The sequence below is a fragment of the Acidovorax sp. GW101-3H11 genome (assembly GCF_001633105.1).
Lineage (GTDB): Bacteria > Pseudomonadota > Gammaproteobacteria > Burkholderiales > Burkholderiaceae_C > Acidovorax.
On the sequence record NZ_LUKZ01000009.1, the window covers coordinates 1,285,252 to 1,301,734 of the forward strand.

Annotated in this window: 15 protein-coding genes; 9 read left to right on the forward strand and 6 right to left on the reverse strand. The window is 65.8% G+C overall.

Annotated features, from left to right (window positions below):
* Nucleotide 1 precedes the first annotated feature (1 nt).
* Together pncB and A1D30_RS11880 are read right to left on the reverse strand one after the other, a co-directional pair.
* On the reverse strand, nt 2-1,210 hold the full coding sequence (gene pncB / locus A1D30_RS11875) for a nicotinate phosphoribosyltransferase (RefSeq protein ID WP_063460809.1): 1,209 nt from the start codon (nt 1,208-1,210) through the stop codon (nt 2-4).
* Between the two features lie 45 nt (nt 1,211-1,255).
* Nucleotides 1,256-2,098, reverse strand: coding sequence for a hypothetical protein (locus tag A1D30_RS11880; RefSeq protein ID WP_063460810.1), 843 nt, complete (start codon nt 2,096-2,098; stop codon nt 1,256-1,258).
* Between the two features lie 176 nt (nt 2,099-2,274).
* Here A1D30_RS11880 and A1D30_RS11885 point away from each other — a divergent pair, with 176 nt between their 5' ends.
* Both A1D30_RS11885 and A1D30_RS11890 read left to right on the forward strand, forming a co-directional pair.
* Complete coding sequence (locus A1D30_RS11885; protein ID WP_063460811.1) at nt 2,275-2,952, forward strand: NUDIX domain-containing protein; 678 nt, start codon at nt 2,275-2,277, stop codon at nt 2,950-2,952.
* Between the two features lie 163 nt (nt 2,953-3,115).
* Nucleotides 3,116-4,357: a diguanylate cyclase gene (locus A1D30_RS11890; RefSeq protein WP_063460812.1), complete on the forward strand. Its 1,242-nt coding sequence runs from the start codon at nt 3,116-3,118 to the stop codon at nt 4,355-4,357.
* A gap of 19 nt (nt 4,358-4,376) precedes the next feature.
* Here A1D30_RS11890 and A1D30_RS11895 read toward each other — a convergent pair whose 3' ends face one another.
* Together A1D30_RS11895 and metK are read right to left on the reverse strand one after the other, a co-directional pair.
* Complete coding sequence (locus A1D30_RS11895; RefSeq protein ID WP_063460813.1) at nt 4,377-4,832, reverse strand: hemerythrin domain-containing protein; 456 nt, start codon at nt 4,830-4,832, stop codon at nt 4,377-4,379.
* Nucleotides 4,833-5,204: 372 nt separating this feature from the next.
* The gene (gene metK, locus A1D30_RS11900) at nt 5,205-6,386 is read right to left on the reverse strand and encodes a methionine adenosyltransferase (protein ID WP_063460814.1); all 1,182 of its coding nucleotides are present in this window, start codon (nt 6,384-6,386) and stop codon (nt 5,205-5,207) included.
* Between the two features lie 132 nt (nt 6,387-6,518).
* Between metK and A1D30_RS11905 the strand changes: the two genes are divergently transcribed.
* Both A1D30_RS11905 and A1D30_RS11910 read left to right on the forward strand, forming a co-directional pair.
* On the forward strand, nt 6,519-7,382 hold the full coding sequence (locus A1D30_RS11905) for a lysophospholipid acyltransferase family protein (protein WP_063460815.1): 864 nt from the start codon (nt 6,519-6,521) through the stop codon (nt 7,380-7,382).
* A complete protein-coding gene (locus A1D30_RS11910; RefSeq protein WP_063460816.1) occupies nt 7,379-8,245 on the forward strand; it encodes a lipid A biosynthesis acyltransferase in 867 nt (288 codons plus the stop codon). Before A1D30_RS11905 ends, A1D30_RS11910 begins: the two co-directional genes overlap by 4 nt.
* Before the next feature lie 106 nt (nt 8,246-8,351).
* Here A1D30_RS11910 and A1D30_RS11915 read toward each other — a convergent pair whose 3' ends face one another.
* Both A1D30_RS11915 and yihA read right to left on the reverse strand, forming a co-directional pair.
* Nucleotides 8,352-9,260 carry an alpha/beta hydrolase gene (locus tag A1D30_RS11915; RefSeq protein ID WP_063460817.1) on the reverse strand — a complete coding sequence of 303 codons (909 nt, stop codon included), beginning with the start codon at nt 9,258-9,260 and terminating at the stop codon, nt 8,352-8,354.
* Between the two features lie 49 nt (nt 9,261-9,309).
* The gene (gene yihA, locus A1D30_RS11920) at nt 9,310-10,071 is read right to left on the reverse strand and encodes a ribosome biogenesis GTP-binding protein YihA/YsxC (RefSeq protein WP_063460818.1); all 762 of its coding nucleotides are present in this window, start codon (nt 10,069-10,071) and stop codon (nt 9,310-9,312) included.
* Nucleotides 10,072-10,143: 72 nt separating this feature from the next.
* On the opposite strand from yihA, the gene A1D30_RS11925 reads away from it, so the two are divergent.
* The 5 genes from A1D30_RS11925 (at nt 10,144) to A1D30_RS11945 (ending at nt 16,326) form a co-directional block, all read left to right on the forward strand.
* On the forward strand, nt 10,144-10,773 hold the full coding sequence (locus A1D30_RS11925) for a c-type cytochrome (RefSeq protein ID WP_063460819.1): 630 nt from the start codon (nt 10,144-10,146) through the stop codon (nt 10,771-10,773).
* A 147-nt stretch (nt 10,774-10,920) separates the two neighbouring features.
* A complete protein-coding gene (locus A1D30_RS11930) occupies nt 10,921-13,074 on the forward strand; it encodes a cytochrome c biogenesis protein ResB (RefSeq protein ID WP_063460820.1) in 2,154 nt (717 codons plus the stop codon).
* Entirely contained in the window at nt 13,071-14,420 is a 1,350-nt protein-coding gene (ccsB, locus tag A1D30_RS11935) for a c-type cytochrome biogenesis protein CcsB (RefSeq protein WP_063460821.1), read from the forward strand. Before A1D30_RS11930 ends, ccsB begins: the two co-directional genes overlap by 4 nt.
* Nucleotides 14,421-14,574: 154 nt before the next feature.
* Nucleotides 14,575-15,579, forward strand: a complete 1,005-nt coding sequence (gene msrP, locus A1D30_RS11940) for a protein-methionine-sulfoxide reductase catalytic subunit MsrP (protein ID WP_063460822.1) — start codon at nt 14,575-14,577, stop codon at nt 15,577-15,579.
* 93 nt (nt 15,580-15,672) lie between these two features.
* Complete coding sequence (locus tag A1D30_RS11945; RefSeq protein WP_063460823.1) at nt 15,673-16,326, forward strand: protein-methionine-sulfoxide reductase heme-binding subunit MsrQ; 654 nt, start codon at nt 15,673-15,675, stop codon at nt 16,324-16,326.
* Nucleotides 16,327-16,483 lie beyond the last annotated feature (157 nt).

Consider the following 16,483-nt stretch of genomic DNA (forward strand, 5'->3'; position numbering starts at 1 on the left):
GTCAGTCCTTCACGTTGAAGACTTGGCGCAAGTACGCGAGGTAGGTTTCATCGTCGCACAGCGTCTTGCCCGGCGTGTCCGACAGCTTCGCCACCGCCTGGCCGTTGGCGCGGGTGAGCTTCATCACGATGTTCAGCGGCTTCATCTCGGGCGTTACTTCGGGGTTGCCCATGTCGTTGGTGAGGTGGGTGCCAATGCCAAAACCCAGCTGCGTGCGGTCGCCAAAGTGCCGGTATAGCGCCAGCGCCTTGGTGAGCGTGAGGCCGTCCGAGAACACCAGCCGCTTGGTGTGCGCGTCGATGCGCAGCTTGGCATAGTGGGCCAGCGCCTTTTCGCCCCAGGCCACCGGGTCGCCCGAGTCGTGCCGCAGGCCGTCGAACAGCTTGGCGAAGTACAGGTCGAAGTCGGCCAGGAAGGCGTCCATGCCCACGGTGTCGGTCAGCGCGATGCCCAGGTCGCCCCGGTATTCCTGCACCCAGTCTTCGAGCGCCGCCTTCTGGAAGTCACGCAGGCGCACGCCCAGCGCCTGGTAGCTCTGCAGGTATTCGTGCGCCATGGTGCCAATGGGCACCAGGCCCAGGTCGCGCGCCAGCAACACGTTGCTCGTGCCCTTGAACCACTGCGGCGCCTGTGTGGCGAAGGTCTGCACCACCTCGCGCTGCCAGGCACCGCTGTAGCGGCGGCGCAGGCCAAAGTCGAACAGCTCGAACGGGTGGCGCAGCGTGGCCTGCTGCGCCAGGTCCTGCAGCTGATGCACCTTGACCGCCAGCCGTTCGCGGCCGCTGGCGAGGGCTGCAGTGGCGTTGAAGCGGCGGAAATACAGCTCGTTCACGATGGCCAGCACAAAGATCTCGAACCCCATCACATGCACCTGCGGGCCGCGCGCCACGATGGTGAGCGTGTCGCCCTCTGCCCGCGCCTCGATGAAGCTGCGCTGGAACTGGAAGATGCGCAGAAAGTCGATGAAGTCGCTCTTGATGAAGCGCAGCCCGGCCAGGTAGTCGAGTTCGCCCTTCGTGAAGCGCAGGCTGCACAAATGGTCCAGCGCGGCATTCACCTCGGGCAGCAATTCGGCCAGCGGGTACTGGGGCTGGTTGCGGCAGACAAAGCGGTATTCGCTTTGTGTTTGTGGATGCCGGTGCAGCAGCGCCTGCCACATGGTGAACTTGTAGAGGTCGGTGTCGAGCAGGCTGGTGATGACAGGGTGCATGATTTGCTCCTGAATTAATAGCTATCAGGGGAAGATGGTCAGGCGCTAAAGGCCCATTTCATTCATATTTTTCAGCTGTGCGCCTGCGGCGCGCATCGCATCCAGAAACGCCTGGTGCTGTGCTTCGAATCCCGCCACGGGGCTCATGCCATCGGTCAGCAGCACGATGCGGCTCGCCTGCCAGCCCGGCACCAACTGCGGCAGGTGCTGCGCGATGTGTTCGGTGGTCGAGCGCACGCAGTGGCTGCTGGCCTCGCCCGCAATCAGCAGCACATCGGCCTGGCCCAGCGACAACAGCAGGGCGGTGTTCAGCGCGGTGCTGGCGTCGTCCGCATCGGGCACCTCGGCCTCGATGGCGCTGTAGTGCTCTGTCCAGGGGTTGGTGCCCTTGAACACATTGCGCACCGCGCGCTGACGCTGCAACTGCCAGTCCCCACAGGCCGCCAGCACATCGGCGTGGATGCCGTGGCCCCAGCTGCCGACTTCGCAATGCACGGGCCAGACCATGAGCGTGTAGCGGCCCTGGGCTTCGAGTGCGTCCAGGTACGCCAGCGTGCGTGGCAGGGCGGCGGGGTTGCGTGGAGTGAATTGGCCCGCGCGCACCTGGGCGGCGGTGATGGGGGTGAAGGGCGCCACCGCGCCGCCATCCGCCTGCTGCCAGAAGCCGGGGTGGGCGATGTCGAAACGCTGGTGCGAATCAAGCGTGACCGTGATGGCGTCGAGCTGACCGGTCTGCGCCCGGATGAAGGCCGCCAGGCGTTGCATGTCGGCATGGGCGCCCGCCACGGGCAGGCTGGGCGCGCTGCCTGCGGGGCAATGGGTGGCGGGCAGGTCGCAGAAATCATTCTGGGGGTCGATCACCAGAAGCTGGGTGGTGCGTGTGGCCATGGTCTTTCTCCTTCGCTGTGGGTGCAGTGTAGTTTTGTTAGGTTAAATTTGCAACTAAGTGGTTTGCAAGCGGATGTTTCGAGACTGCAGGGCGCCGATCGTCCCGGAATGCTTTGCCGCAATCTGTCCTGGTGGTAGCCTTGTTCGTTCAACTTTGCAATGAACTACCTCGCCACATGACCACCGACAGCATTCCCGCCGTGATCTGCACCGTGGACGTGGTGCTGCTCACCCTGGAGCAGTCCACGCTGAAGGTGGCCCTGGTGCGCCGCGAGCGCGAGCCCTTTGCGCAGGCCCTGGCGCTGCCGGGCGGCTACGTCCATGCGCAGGACGATGTGGACGCCCAGGCCAGCGCCGTGCGGGTGCTGCGCGACAAGGCCGGGCTGGAAAGCCCTTACCTGGAGCAACTGGCCACCTTCACGGGCGCGGTGCGCGACCCCCGGGGTTGGTCGGTGGCCGTGGCGTATTGCGCGCTGGTGCCTGCTACCGTGCTGGCGCAGGCCGAAGGGCGGGTGGAGTTGGTGGCGGTGGATGCGCTGCCGCCGCTGCCCTTCGACCACCGCCAGATCATCGACACGGCCGTGTTGCGCGTGCGCAGCAAAAGCCAGTATTCGTCGCTGCCCGTGCACCTGTGCGCCGAGCCCTTCACGCTGCCGCAGCTGCAGGCGGTGTACGAAGCGGTGCTGGGCGAGCCGGTCAACAAGGTGAGTTTTCGCCGCAAGATGGACGAGCTGGACCTGCTGGAGCCTGTGGTGGGCGCCCTGCAGACCGGCGGCGCGCACCGGCCCGCGCAGCTGTACCGGGTGCGCCCGGCTTACCGGCGGACTTTGTCGCTGAGCGCCCGGGGTTTGTAGCGCCGGCCCCCAGAGTGCACAAAACATTGGACCGCCGCGCCCAAATCTGGCACAAACGCAAACTTTGTGTCCCACGAACGGTGAGTGCGCGGCGCAGGCCAGAGGGGCCGCCGTCGCCTCGCCAATAACAAGCCAGCGCGACGCTGGTGCCTGAGGGTGATCCATGTCTTTGCGGCTCAAATTCAATCTGGTGCTGGCGGCGGTGTTGCTGCTGGCGGTGCTGGGCGCGGGCGCCTATGTGCACCGCTTTCTGCAGCAAGCGGCCATCGAGGAGGTGCAGCACAACTCGCAGATCATGATGCACGCCGCCATGGCCATCCGCGACTACACCACCGAGCTGGTCAAGCCGCACCTGGATGTGACGCTGGCCGAAAAATTCCTGCCGCAGACCGTGCCCGCTTACGCCGCGACGGAAACGCTGCGCCGCCTGCAAAGCCGCTTCCCGGGCTACGAATACAAGGAGGCGGTGCTCAACCCCACCAACCTGCGCGACCGGGCCAACGACTGGGAGGAGCGCATCATCAGCGACTTCCGCGAAGGCCGGGCCGACCTCAAGAAAGAGGTGACGGGCGAGGTGGGCGAGGGCATGCACCGCGCCATGTATGTGGCCCGGCCCATCACCATCAAGCAGGCCCAGTGCATGGCCTGCCACAGCACACCGGCCGTGGCGCCGCCCACCATGCTCAAGGTCTATGGCGACAAGAACGGCTTTGGCTGGGGCATGAACGAAACCGTGGGCATCCAGGTGGTGAAGGTGCCCATGTACTTCCCGCTGGAGAAGGCGCGCCAGACCTTCAACACGGTGATGACGGCGCTGGTGACCAGCTTTGCGCTGCTGTTTGTGGTGCTCAACCTCTCGCTGTCGTCGCTGGTGATCGAGCCCATGGCGCGGCTCAATGCCAAGCTGGAAGACCTGGCGACCAAGGACTTCCTGACCGACCTGGTCAACCGCCGCCGCTTCTTCGAGCGCCTGGAGGCCGGTATGGCCGAGACGCGGGTCAAGAAGAGCCAGCTGTCGGTGGTGATGTTCGACATCGACTTTTTCAAGCGCATCAACGACACCTTCGGGCATGACTCGGGCGATGTGGTGCTCAAGCACACGGCGCTGCGCGTGCGCGAGCTGTTGCGTTCGTCGGACTGCGCTGCCCGCTTTGGTGGCGAGGAGTTCATCATCCTGCTCAAGGAAACCCCGGTCGATGCCGCCATGGCCATGGCCGAGGCCGTGCGGGCCCGCATTGCGGGCGTGCCGTTTGACGCCGTGGGTCATGTGAGCGCGAGCTTTGGCGTGGCCACCTGGGACCACAAGGAAGACAGCCATGCGCTCATCAAGCGCGCGGACACGGCGCTGTACAAGGCCAAGTCCAGCGGCCGCAACTGCGTGGTGCAGGCCGAAGAGGCGTCCTGAGTTTTTGAGCGGAAAGCCGTCAGGCCGGGGCGGCCTTGGCGTCCTCGTAGTCATCCCGGTAGCTCGCCGCCAGCGCGGTTTTCTGCTTTTCCGTCAGCAGCTTCCCGGCCATCTGGAAGAAGCGGTGTTCTTCTTCTTTGAGGTGGTGTTCCACCTTCTCGGCCAGCTTCCTGGCCAGCGGCAACCAGGCGGGGCTTGAGGGCTCGGTTTCTTCGAGTGACTCCACCAGTTCGTCGATCTGGTGGTGCTCCGCGATCGCGTGGCGCGACAGGTCGATGCCTGCGTCGTGCGCCATCAGCGGCACATAAAAGTGGCGGTCCTCGGCCAGCGCGTGGGCGGCCAGTTCGGTCTTGAGTTCGTCAAACAGCGCACGCCGCTCGGGGCTGTCTCCGCTGGTGCCGGTGAGTGCTGTGGACAGCGCGCGCTGGCGTTCGTGGCTTTCGCGCAAGGCTTCAAAGATCGTGGTGTCGGGCATGGTGGGGGTGTCCGTATCTGCTCTGTGGGCTGTCGTGCCGCGCGGGCTGCGACAGGGCGTGCAGAAACAATACGGACTGGCCGGTGGGGCCGCAGTCAGCAGCGGCTGGGGGCGGGTGTAGGAGAGTGCCGCAGCGGGGGGCACGTGCCAAAAGAAAAAGCCGCAACGCGCGGGGCGTTGCGGCTTTTTCGGTTCTTTGGTGTGCGTTCACATCGCTGGCGCGATATGAACTGCGCCCGAAGACCGATACCGCTCTATTCGCGCGGTGGGCTGTACGTTGGCTTCGGCGCGGGCCTTGCGGCCCTTCACATCGCTGCGCGATATGAGCCTGCGCCGAAGAACTGCCAAACCGCGCTGATCGCGCGGCGGGCCTTACAGCCCGGCTGCGGCACGCAGTGCCGCAGCTTTGTCAGTTCTTTCCCAGCTGAACTCGGGTTCTTCGCGGCCGAAGTGGCCGTAGGCCGCCGTCTTTTCGTAGATCGGGCGCAGCAGGTCCAGCATCTGGATGATGCCCTTGGGGCGCAGGTCGAAATGCTCGCGCACCAGTGCGGCCAAACGGTCATCCGACACCACGCCCGTACCTTCGGTGTACACCGTGATGTTCATTGGCTCGGCCACGCCGATCGCATAAGCCACCTGGATCTGGCACTGGCGCGCCAGGCCCGCAGCCACGATGTTCTTGGCCACATAGCGGGCGGCATAGGCGGCCGAGCGGTCCACCTTCGTTGGGTCCTTGCCGCTGAAGGCGCCGCCGCCGTGGGGGCAGGCACCACCGTAGGTGTCCACGATGATCTTGCGGCCGGTCAGGCCACAGTCGCCCTGCGGGCCGCCGATGACGAAACGGCCGGTGGGGTTGATCAGGTAGCGCGTGTTCTGCAGCCATTCCTTGGGCAGCACGGGCTTGATGATCTCTTCGATGATGGCTTCAGTGAAGCTGGCCTTCATCTTGGTCTGGGTTTCGCTCTGGTCGGGGTGGTGCTGGGTGGAGAGCACCACGGTGTCGATGCTGTGGGGCTTGCCGTCCACATAGCGCATCGTCACTTGGCTCTTGGCATCGGGGCGCAGGAAGGGCAGGCGGCCGTCCTTGCGCAGCTGGGCCTGGCGCTCGACCAGGCGGTGCGCGTAGTAGATGGGCGCGGGCATCAGCTCGGGCGTTTCGTCGCAGGCGTAGCCAAACATCAGGCCCTGGTCGCCAGCGCCGGTGTTCAGGTGGTCGTCGGACGCGTGGTCCACGCCCTGGGCGATGTCGTTGGACTGCTTGTCGTAAGCCACCAGCACGGCGCAGCCCTTGTAGTCGATGCCGTAGTCGGTGTTGTCGTAGCCGATGCGCTTGATGGTGTCGCGCGCCACCTGGATGTAGTCCACGTGGGCGTTGGTCGTGATCTCGCCCGCCAGCACCACGAGGCCGGTGTTGGTCAGCGTTTCGGCGGCGACGCGGCTGCGGGGGTCTTGCTTGAAGATCGCGTCGAGAATCGCGTCCGAGATCTGGTCGGCCACCTTGTCGGGGTGGCCTTCGGAGACGGATTCCGAGGTAAAGAGAAAGTCGTTCGCCATTTGAATAAACTCCTGTGTTCCGGCATTTGGGGCGTTGCCCTCACCCCGAAGGAGATCTGGCGAACGCTTTAGCAGATTTTTTTAACGTCGCCCTGCAAGTTGCTCATTTAACTCAGCGACCCCTCTATTTTAATGCCAGTCGTCTTCCGATTCTTTTCCGCGTTTCCACTGTGGTTGCTGCATGTCATGGGTGCAGCGATGGGCTGGGTGGCGTTTTGTGCGTCGCCCACCTACCGGCGCCGCTTTCTCGCCAATTCGGCGCTGGCGGGCTATCCGTTTGGTGCCGTGCGGGCCGCCGTGGCCCACGCGGGCCGCATGGTGGCCGAGCTGCCGCGCCTGTGGCTGGGGGCACCGCTGCCCTGCCGCATCGAAGGCGAAGCCTGTGTGGAGCAGGCCTATGCCGCCGGTCGTGGCATCGTTCTTCTGACCCCGCATCAGGGGTGTTTTGAGCTGTCGGCCCAGGCGGTGGCGCGGCGCTGGAGCGCCGAGCGCGGCCCCATCACCGTGCTGTACCGCCCCGCGCGCCAGGCCTGGCTGGCCAAGGTGATGGAGACCGCACGCAACCGCCCCGGCATGCTGGCCGTGCCCACCACGCTGGCGGGCGTGCGCCAGATGATCAAGGCGCTGCGCCGGGGCGAGGCCGTGGGCCTGCTGCCCGATCAGGTGCCGCCCGAGGGCCAGGGCCAGTGGGCGCCGTTTTTTGGCCGCGATGCCTACACCATGACCCTGGCCGCGCGCCTGGCGCAGCAGACGGGCGCCGCCGTGGTGCTGGTGCGCTGTGAGCGCCTGTCCTGGGGGCGGGGCTATGTCACGCATTTCGAGCCTTTGCCCGCGCCGCTATCGGCAGACATGGACCAAGCTCTGCTGCAGATCAACCAGGCCATGGAACACCTCATCCGCCAATGCCCCGAGCAGTACCTGTGGGGCTATGGCCGCTACAAGCAGCCACGTGGGGACGCCGCACCCGCCGCGCCTGCTGCAGGGGGTGCCGCATGACCGGCCGCCTGGGCGTGTGGTTCATGAGCGTGCTGGCGCTGCTGCCCCTGCCCGTGCTGCGCGGCCTGGGCTGGGTGCTGGGGCAGGTGGCCTATGTGCTGGTGGTGCGGCGGCGCAAGGTGGCGCTGCGCAACCTGGCGCTGTGTTTTCCTGATTGGACCGAGGCGCGCCGCCGGGCTGTGGCACGGGCCAATTTTGTGGCGTTCTGCCAGGCCTGGCTGGACCGCAGCTGGCTCTGGGCTGCACCGCGTGCGGTGGTCGAGCAGCGCGTGCGCCTCACGGGCGCCGTGCACGAGCTGGAGGGCGACACGCCCACCATCCTGTTCGCGCCGCATTTCTACGGCATGGACGCGGGTGGCCTGGCGCTGCCGCTGAACACGCAGCGCGCTTTCACCTCGATTTTTGCCACCCACCCCGACCCGGCGGTGGATGCCTGGTTCATGGCCGGGCGCCAGCGTTTTGGCGACGTGCGCATGCTCAACCGTGCCGATGGGGTCAAGCCCATCATCTCCAGCCTGCGCAAAGGGGGCCTGCTGTATTTGCTGCCGGACATGGACTATGGCCGCAATGACTCGCTGTTTGTGCCGTTCTACGGCGTGACGGCGGCCACCATCCCGTCGCTGTCGCGTTTTGCGCGGCTGGGGCGCGCCAAGGTGGTGGGCGTGTATTCGCGCATGACGCCCACAGGCTATGTGGCCGAGGTCTCGCCCGCCTGGGCCGACTACCCCACCGACGACGCCGATGCCGACACCGTGCGTATGAACCGCGAGCTGCAGGCCGTGATCGACACCATGCCCGAGCAGTACTACTGGGTGCACAAGCGCTTCAAGACCCGGCCCGAGGGTGAGGATTCGGTGTACTGACCTCTGGCGCTGGGGCTCCGCCCGGGCGGCGCGGCTTGGGGCCGTTATTGGATCTCAGTTTTATGGCAAAAATGGCCATTACCGCGCGTCCAGCATGCCTTGGTAGCTATGTTTTTTGATGAAAGAAGCGCTGCAACTCCAGGGCTACGCGCTCCGGGTGCTCATGCACGATCCAGTGCGATGCGCCCTCCACCCGCTGCAACTGCAGCTGCGGCACCCAGCCCGGCAGGCCATCGAGCAGGCCCGGCAGCAGGGCCGGGTCGTCCAGGCCCCACAGCACCAGCGTGGGCACGGTCACGGTGAGCATGCTGTCGGGCAAGGTGATGGCCTGTGCGCCCGGGTCGCCATCCCGTGGCGGGCGGATGGGGCTGGCGCGGTAGTAGTTGCAGGCGCCGGTCAGGCCCTGCTGCCACAGCGCGCGGTACTGGGCGCGCACGCTGTCGGTGAGCCAGGCGGGGGTACTGCCATCCGGCGCGTCGAAGAAGCCGAACAGGCGGCGGAAGTCGTCGTCCGCCAGCAGCGCCTCGGCGTCCGGGCGGCACAGGAAGTGCATGTACTGGCTACCCGCCTGCTGGGCGGCGTTGTGCGCCAGCTCGCGCACAAACGCGCCGGGATGGGGGGAGTTGATGATCGCCAGCCGCTTCATCAGCTGCGGCTGCTGGTTGGCCAGGTTCCAGGCCACGGCGCCGCCCCAGTCGTGCGCCACCAGGCATTCCAGCGCGCCGCCGGGGCATTCGTGGGCGATCAGCGCGACCAGGTCCTGCACCAGGTGTTTGGCGCGGTAGGCCTCTACCTCGGGCGGGCTGCTGGACGGGCCAAACCCGCGCAGGTAGGGCGCCACGCAGCGGTAGCCGCCGTTTTCGGGGCGGGAGAAATGCAGCAGCAGCTCGTCCCAGATGAAGGCCCCCTCGGGAAACCCGTGCAGGAACAGCAGCACCGGGCGCCCCGCCACGCCGCTGGTGCGGCAGTGCAGGGTGATGCCATGGGGAAGGGAAACGGCGTTTTGCTGGATCATGGCGCTATTGCTATCAATTAAATAGCTTCTAGCGCACGATGGTCGCGCGCTAGAGGCTGTTTTTGTCTGAGTTTTCAGGGGCGGCGTCTGCCCCGGCAGGTGGTGCACCGGCGTCGGCGGCTTCGGGCTCAGCCGCAGGGCGCACCGGGTGGGCCCACTGCCACAGCAGCTGGGCCACGTCGTCCACCCCTTGCTTCTTGAGGGCCGAGAACATCTTCACCTCGCCGCCGCCTGCATGCAGTCGCGTAATCGACAGCACCTTGGCCTGCTCGGCGCGCGTGAGCTTGTCGGCCTTGGTCAGCACGATGAGGAACTTCAGGCCTTCTTCGACGCGGGGGCGCACCACTTCGAGCAGGGCCTCGTCCAGCTCGGTCAGGCCCAGGCGCGGATCACACAGCAGCACGATGCCGGTGAGGCTGGTGCGGCTGACCAGGTAGTTCACCATCACCTGCTGCCAGCGCACCTTGTCCGAGCGCGACACGGCGGCATAGCCATAGCCGGGCAGGTCGGCCAGCACGGCGTCGGTCACGCCCTGTTTGCCTAGCGAGAACAGGTTGATGTGCTGCGTGCGGCCAGGTTTTTTGGAGGCAAACGCCAGCTGCTTTTGCTGCGTGAGCGTGTTGATGCAGGTGGATTTGCCTGCGTTGGAGCGGCCCACGAAGGCGATTTCGGGCACATCGATGGGCGGCAGGTGGTGCAGCTGCGCGGCCGTGGTCAGGAACCTGGCCGTGTGCATCCAGCCCATGGCGATCTTGGCGTCGGGTGCGGGCGGAAGGGAGCCAGCAACTGGCACGGTAGGAGAAGTCGTCATGAGAAATTGGGAGGCAGGGAAGCCTCATTGTAGAATCGCGCGGTTTTGCGCACATAAACATACACCCTCGATATGAAGTTGCTCGCCTCCTTGCTGACGGCTGCCGCACTGGCAGCACCTGTTTTCTCGGCCCACGCGGCGGGCGACGCCCCGAAGGTGGCCAAGCCGGATCTCGTCAAGGGCGAGGCCAGCTTCACCGCCGTGTGTGCGGCCTGCCACAACGCTGACGGCAATTCGGCCATCGCGGCCAACCCCAAGCTGTCGCAGCAACACCCCGAATACCTGGTCAAGCAACTGCAGGAATTCAAGTCGGGCAAGCGCAACAACGCTGTCATGAAGGGTTTTGCAGCCGCCCTGTCGGATGACGACATGCGCAACATCTCCTACTGGGTGGCCTCCAAGCCCGCCAAGGCTGGTTTTGCCAAGGACAAGGACTTGGTCGCCCTGGGCGAGCGCATCTACCGTGGCGGCATTGCCGACCGCAACATCGCGGCCTGCGCAGGCTGCCACAGCCCTAACGGTGCGGGCATCCCGGCACAGTACCCCCGTCTGGCGGGCCAGCATGCCGACTACACGGTGTCGCAGCTGAACATGTTCCGCGACGGTTCGCGCAGCAACAGCCTGCAGATGACCCAGGTGGCCGCCAAGCTCAATGACAAGGAAATCAAGGCCGTCTCGGACTACATCGCCGGCCTGCGCTGATTGATCTTCGTCAAACCGTGGCCCCTTGAGGTTTTTTGAACCGGGCCGCACGGAACCTACCGCCAATAACAACCCCAAAAAGGGCGGGTCCATCTCCACAGATGGTCCCGCCCTTTTTCTTTCGCGCTTCGCAGACCCGTTTTATCCATGTCCGACAACACCCAAGGCCTTCGCATCCAGTCTGGTTCCCAGGCCTGGCGCGCCGGGATCGAACTGCTGTCCTCCATGCGGTTCGCCATCTCGCTGCTGACGGTGATCTGTATTGCCTCGGTGATCGGCACGGTGCTCAAGCAGCATGAGCCTGCAGTCAACTACGTCAACCAGTTCGGGCCGTTCTGGGCTGAGCTGTTTGGCGCCATCCAGCTCAACGCGGTGTACAGCGCCTGGTGGTTCCTGCTGATCCTCGCGTTCCTGGTGATCAGCACCTCGCTGTGCATTGCCCGCAACACGCCCAAGATCCTGGTGGACCTCAAGGCCTACAAGGAAAACATCCGCGAGCAAAGCCTCAAGGCCTTCCACCACAAGGCGCAGGCCGACCTGCCCGCATCGGCCGAGGCTGAGGCACGCCGCATGGGCGCCCTGCTGGCCGGTGGCGGCTGGAAGGTGCGCCTGCAGCAGCGCGACACCGCCGCAGGCCCCGGCACGGGCTGGATGGTGGCGGCCAAGGCGGGCGCGGCCAACAAGATCGGCTACATCGCGGCGCACAGCGCCATCGTGCTGGTGTGTGTGGGCGGCCTGCTGGACGGCGACCTCATCGTGCGCGCCCAGATGCTGCTGGGTGGCAAGACGCCCTACCAGGGCGGCGGGCTGATTGCCGATGTGAAGCCCGAGCACCGGCTGTCCGAGCGCAATCCCACCTTCCGGGGCAACCTGCTGGTGGCCGAGGGCACGCAGTCGAGCACGGCCATCCTGAACCAGTCCGACGGCGTGCTGCTGCAGGACCTGCCCTTCGCCATCGAACTCAAGAAGTTCATCGTGGAGCATTACTCCACCGGCATGCCCAAGCTGTTTGCCAGCGAGATCGTCATCCACGACAAGGCCACGGGCGAGAAGACCCCGGCGCGTGTGGAGGTGAACCACCCGGCCAGCTACAAAGGCATCGAGATCTACCAGTCGAGCTTTGACGACGGCGGCTCGCACCTCAAGCTGCGCGCCGCGCCCATGGTGGCAGGCGCCAAGCCGTTTGACGTGGAAGGTGTGGTGGGGGGCTCCACCCAGCTCACCAACAAGGGCGGTGGCCCGGGCAGCGACACGCTGACGCTGGAGTTCACGGCGCTGCGCACCATCAACGTCGAGAACTTTGGCGGCGCAGGCCCCGGCGGCAGCGGCGCCGATGTGCGCAAGGTGGACCTGCGCGAATCGGTGGAGTCCCGCCTGGGCGCCGCCAACAAGACCGTGACCAAAAAAGAGCTGCGCAATGTGGGCCCGAGCGTGAGCTACAAGCTGCGCGACGCTGCGGGCCAGGCGCGCGAGTTCCACAACTACATGCTGCCGGTGGACACGGGCGACGGCGTGCCGGTGTTCCTGCTCGGCGTGCGCGAGTCGCCTGCCGACCCTTTCCGCTACCTGCGCGTGCCTGCGGACGACAACGGCAGCATGGACGGGTTCCTGCGCATGAAGGCCCTGCTGGCCGACCCCGATGCGCGCGAGCAGGCCGTGCGCCGCTATGTGTCGCAGGCCATGGATTCGTCGCGGCCCGAGCTGGCCGAGCAGCTGCGCCTTTCGGCATCCCGTGCGCTGGCGCTGTTTGCGGGCGAAGGCATGGTGGCGGGCAAGCCCACGGGCGGCCTGCAGGCCGTGTCGGACTTCATGGAGGCCAACGTGCCCGAGGCCGAGCGTGCGCGGGCGGGCGAGGTGCTGGTGCGCATCCTCAACGGCACGCTGTTCGAGGTGGCCCAGCTCGCGCGCAAGCAGGCGGGCCAGGCGCCGCTGCAACACGACGACCGCACCCAGGGCTTCATGACGCAGGCCGTGCTCTCGCTGTCGGACGCACAGATCTACCCTGCGCCGCTGGCGTTCGAACTCAAGGACTTCACCCAGGTGCAGGCCAGCGTGTTCCAGGTGGCGCGCGCCCCTGGCAAGAACATTGTCTATCTGGGCTGCGCCTTGCTGATCCTGGGCATTTTTGCCATGCTGTACGTGCGGGAGCGGCGCGTATGGGTGTGGGTAGCCCCCCAGGAAGGGCGCACCCACGCCACCATGGCGCTGTCCACCAACCGCAAGACGCTGGACAGTGACCAGGAGTTTGCACAGCTCGCACACAAACTGATCGGGGCATCGCCCCGCGAAGGTACCGCATGAACACCGCGACCTCTTCCTCGACCACCACGACGATCACCCTGAACGAGGGCTTCTTTGCCCGCCGCAACTGGCTGGACTGGCTGTTTGCCGCCATCGTGACCGTGGGTGGTCTTTACGCGCTGCAGCGGTATGGCAGCTTCATGGACGGGTACGAAAAAGGCATCCTGATCGGCACCATCCCGTGCACGATCTGGCTGTGCTGGTTCTGGCGCCCGCTGCGGGTGCTGCTGCTCATCGTGGCGGCCGTGGCGCTGATGGCGATCGGGCTGTACCAGCAGGACGGGGCGGGCAGCCTGGCGCGGGCGGACACGGTGTTCGGCCTCAAGTATTTCCTCTCCAGCCAGTCGGCCATCCTGTGGATGAGCATGCTGTTTTTCATCAGCACGGCGTTCTACTGGATCGGCATGTTCTCACGCGGCGAGGGCCGCACCATGGGCATGCTGGGCTCGCGCATTGCCTGGTTGGCGGTGGCCATGGCGCTCATCGGCACGCTGGTGCGCTGGTACGAGAGCTACCTCATCGGCCCGGACATCGGCCACATCCCCGTGAGCAACCTGTACGAGGTGTTTGTGTTGTTCTGCTGGATGACGGCGGCGTTCTACCTCTACTACGAAGAGCAGTACGACACGCGCGCACTGGGCGGGTTTGTGATGCTGGTGGTGAGCGCGGCCGTGGGCTTCTTGCTCTGGTACACCGTGGTGCGCGAGGCGCATGAAATCCAGCCCCTGGTGCCCGCCCTCAAGAGCTGGTGGATGAAGCTGCACGTGCCCGCCAACTTCATCGGCTACGGCACCTTTGCGCTGGCCGCCATGGTGGCCTTTGCCTACCTGATCAAACAACAGGCCACCGAAACCCGCTGGTACAAGCTGGCGCCGCTGTGGCTGCTGGGCGTGGTGCTGTGTTTCGAGCCCATCGTCTTCCGCCAGGGCGCCACCGAGAACGGCGGCAGCTACTGGATGGTGTACTTCGGCATCTCCGCGCTCATCGTCGCGGGCATCCTGCTGGGCCGCAAGCGCATCGCGGCGCGCCTGCCGTCGTTCGAGATCCTGGACGACGTGATGTACAAGTCCATCGCCGTGGGCTTTGCGTTTTTCACCATTGCCACCGTGCTGGGCGCCCTGTGGGCGGCCGAGGCTTGGGGCGGCTACTGGAGCTGGGACCCGAAGGAGACCTGGGCGCTGATCGTCTGGCTCAACTACGCGGCCTGGCTGCACATGCGGCTCATGAAGGGCCTGCGCGGCACGGTGTCGGCATGGTGGGCGCTGGTGGGGCTGGCGGTCACCACCTTCGCGTTCCTGGGGGTGAACATGTTCCTGAGCGGGCTGCACAGCTACGGCACGCTGTGATGGGTTGAAGGGATAGGGGCCCGGTCGGGCATCGGCGCAGGCGACGGCAACTATTGCGTCGTCGGTGTAACCTGCGCGGTCCAGGGAACGAACTAACAGTTGTGCGGCTCTACCGCTGCAGCTGTTTCCACCAGACCACGACCGGAGCCTCCCCATGCTGATCCCCCCGCGCGACTCGGGTTTCCACCACCCCCATCCCTCCGAAATCACGCCCCGCGCGGTCTACGAAGACCGGCGCCAGATGCTCAAGCTCATGGCGGGCGGCGCGGCAGGTGCCGCGATGGCAGCCTGGGCAGGCCGCGAGGCGCTCGCGCAGCAAGCCCAGGTGGTGCGGCCCAACAAGCTGGCAGCGCTGGCGGGCGCCAAGTCCACCGTGGCGGGCGCGGTCACGATGGAAAAGCTCACCGACTACAAGGACGCGAGCACCTACAACAACTTCTACGAATTCGGCACCGACAAGGCCGACCCGGCGCGCAACGCCCACACGCTCAAGACCACCCCCTGGACGGTGGAAGTGGAAGGGCTGGTCAAGAAGCCCGGCAAGTACGGCATCGAAGACCTGATCAAGCTCAGCGCGCAGGAAGAGCGCATCTACCGCCTGCGCTGCGTGGAAGGCTGGTCCATGGTGATCCCCTGGGTGGGTTATTCGCTGGCGGAGCTCATCAAGCGCGTGGAGCCGCAGGGCAGCGCCAAGTACGTGGAGTTTGTGACCCTGGCCGACAAGGCCACCATGCCCTATGTGGGCTCGCGCGTGCTCGACTGGCCGTATGTGGAAGGTCTGCGGCTGGACGAGGCCATGAACCCCCTGACCTTGCTCGCTTTTGGCATGTATGGCGAAGTGTTGCCCAACCAGAATGGCGCGCCGGTGCGCCTGGTGGTGCCTTGGAAGTACGGCTTCAAGAGCGCCAAGAGCATCGTCAAGATCCGCTTCGTCGAGAAGGAGCCGGGCACGGCCTGGAACAAGGCGGCCAAGCAGGAATATGGCTTCTATTCGAACGTGAACCCCGAGGTGGACCACCCGCGCTGGAGCCAGGCCACCGAGCGGCGCATTGGCGAAGACGGCCTGTTTGCCAAGAAGCGCAAGACGTTGATGTTCAACGGCTACGAAGCCCAGGTCGGCCAGCTGTATGCGGGCATGGACCTCAAGAAGTTCTACTGACCCCTGGCGACCGCCTGACGTTCTCTGGGCCCTGTCTTTTGCCCGGCCTTCCATGCGTGGAGGCCGCAGCATTCAGGACAGGCACCGATCCCCATGCGCAAACTCCTGCTCCATCCCGCCACCAAACCCCTGGTGTTTGTGCTGTGCCTGCTGCCCCTGGTGTGGCTGGTGGTGGCCACTGCCACCAGCCAGCTGGGCGCCAACCCCGCAGAAGCCCTGATCCGCGCCACGGGCGACTGGACGCTGCGGGCGCTGTGCCTGGTGCTGGCCGTCACGCCGCTGCGTGTGCTCACGGCCACGCCGCAGCTGGCGCGGTTTCGGCGCATGCTGGGCTTGTTCGTGTTTTTCTATGGGCTGCTGCACCTGCTGAGCTACAGCTGGTTTGACATGGGCTTTGACCTGGCAGACATCCTGCGCGACATCGCCAAGCGGCCGTTCATCCTGGTCGGATCGCTGGCGCTGCTGCTGCTGGCGCTGCTGGCTGGCACCTCGTTCAACCGGGCCATCAAGGCGCTGGGGGGCAAGCGCTGGCAGGCGCTGCACCGCACGGTCTACGCGGTGGCGGGTTTGGGCATCCTGCACTTCTTCTGGATGCGTGCCGGGAAGAACGATTTTGCCGAAGTGGCGCTGTACGCCGCCATCCTGGCGGCGCTGCTGGGCTGGCGTGCCTGGCACCGCTGGCGCAGGCCGCAACCTGTCTTGGCCACCACCCAGCGCGGGCGTGGCACCCCAGCGGGTTTGCCTTAGCGCTGCGGACAGGGCAATCGCATCTAAACCCTGATGCCCAGGACATGGGCCAGATAGCCCACATCCCAGCCCGCTCGCTTGCGCTTGGCCTGCACCCCCACCTTCACCGAGGTGTCGCTCTTGAGCACCTGCAGCGCCATGCGCCGCAGCAGCGTCT

Excerpts from the sequence above, each read along its gene's own strand:
- pncB (WP_063460809.1), bottom strand. The coding sequence starts at position 1,210 with ATGCACCCTGTCATCACCAGCCTGCTCGACACCGACCTCTACAAGTTC.
- A1D30_RS11880 (WP_063460810.1), bottom strand. The coding sequence starts at position 2,098 with ATGGCCACACGCACCACCCAGCTTCTGGTGATCGACCCCCAGAATGAT.
- A1D30_RS11885 (WP_063460811.1), top strand. The coding sequence starts at position 2,275 with ATGACCACCGACAGCATTCCCGCCGTGATCTGCACCGTGGACGTGGTG.
- A1D30_RS11890 (WP_063460812.1), top strand. The coding sequence starts at position 3,116 with ATGTCTTTGCGGCTCAAATTCAATCTGGTGCTGGCGGCGGTGTTGCTG.
- A1D30_RS11895 (WP_063460813.1), bottom strand. The coding sequence starts at position 4,832 with ATGCCCGACACCACGATCTTTGAAGCCTTGCGCGAAAGCCACGAACGC.
- metK (WP_063460814.1), bottom strand. The coding sequence starts at position 6,386 with ATGGCGAACGACTTTCTCTTTACCTCGGAATCCGTCTCCGAAGGCCAC.
- A1D30_RS11905 (WP_063460815.1), top strand. The coding sequence starts at position 6,519 with ATGCCAGTCGTCTTCCGATTCTTTTCCGCGTTTCCACTGTGGTTGCTG.
- A1D30_RS11910 (WP_063460816.1), top strand. The coding sequence starts at position 7,379 with ATGACCGGCCGCCTGGGCGTGTGGTTCATGAGCGTGCTGGCGCTGCTG.
- A1D30_RS11915 (WP_063460817.1), bottom strand. The coding sequence starts at position 9,260 with ATGATCCAGCAAAACGCCGTTTCCCTTCCCCATGGCATCACCCTGCAC.
- yihA (WP_063460818.1), bottom strand. The coding sequence starts at position 10,071 with ATGACGACTTCTCCTACCGTGCCAGTTGCTGGCTCCCTTCCGCCCGCA.
- A1D30_RS11925 (WP_063460819.1), top strand. The coding sequence starts at position 10,144 with ATGAAGTTGCTCGCCTCCTTGCTGACGGCTGCCGCACTGGCAGCACCT.
- A1D30_RS11930 (WP_063460820.1), top strand. The coding sequence starts at position 10,921 with ATGTCCGACAACACCCAAGGCCTTCGCATCCAGTCTGGTTCCCAGGCC.
- ccsB (WP_063460821.1), top strand. The coding sequence starts at position 13,071 with ATGAACACCGCGACCTCTTCCTCGACCACCACGACGATCACCCTGAAC.
- msrP (WP_063460822.1), top strand. The coding sequence starts at position 14,575 with ATGCTGATCCCCCCGCGCGACTCGGGTTTCCACCACCCCCATCCCTCC.
- A1D30_RS11945 (WP_063460823.1), top strand. The coding sequence starts at position 15,673 with ATGCGCAAACTCCTGCTCCATCCCGCCACCAAACCCCTGGTGTTTGTG.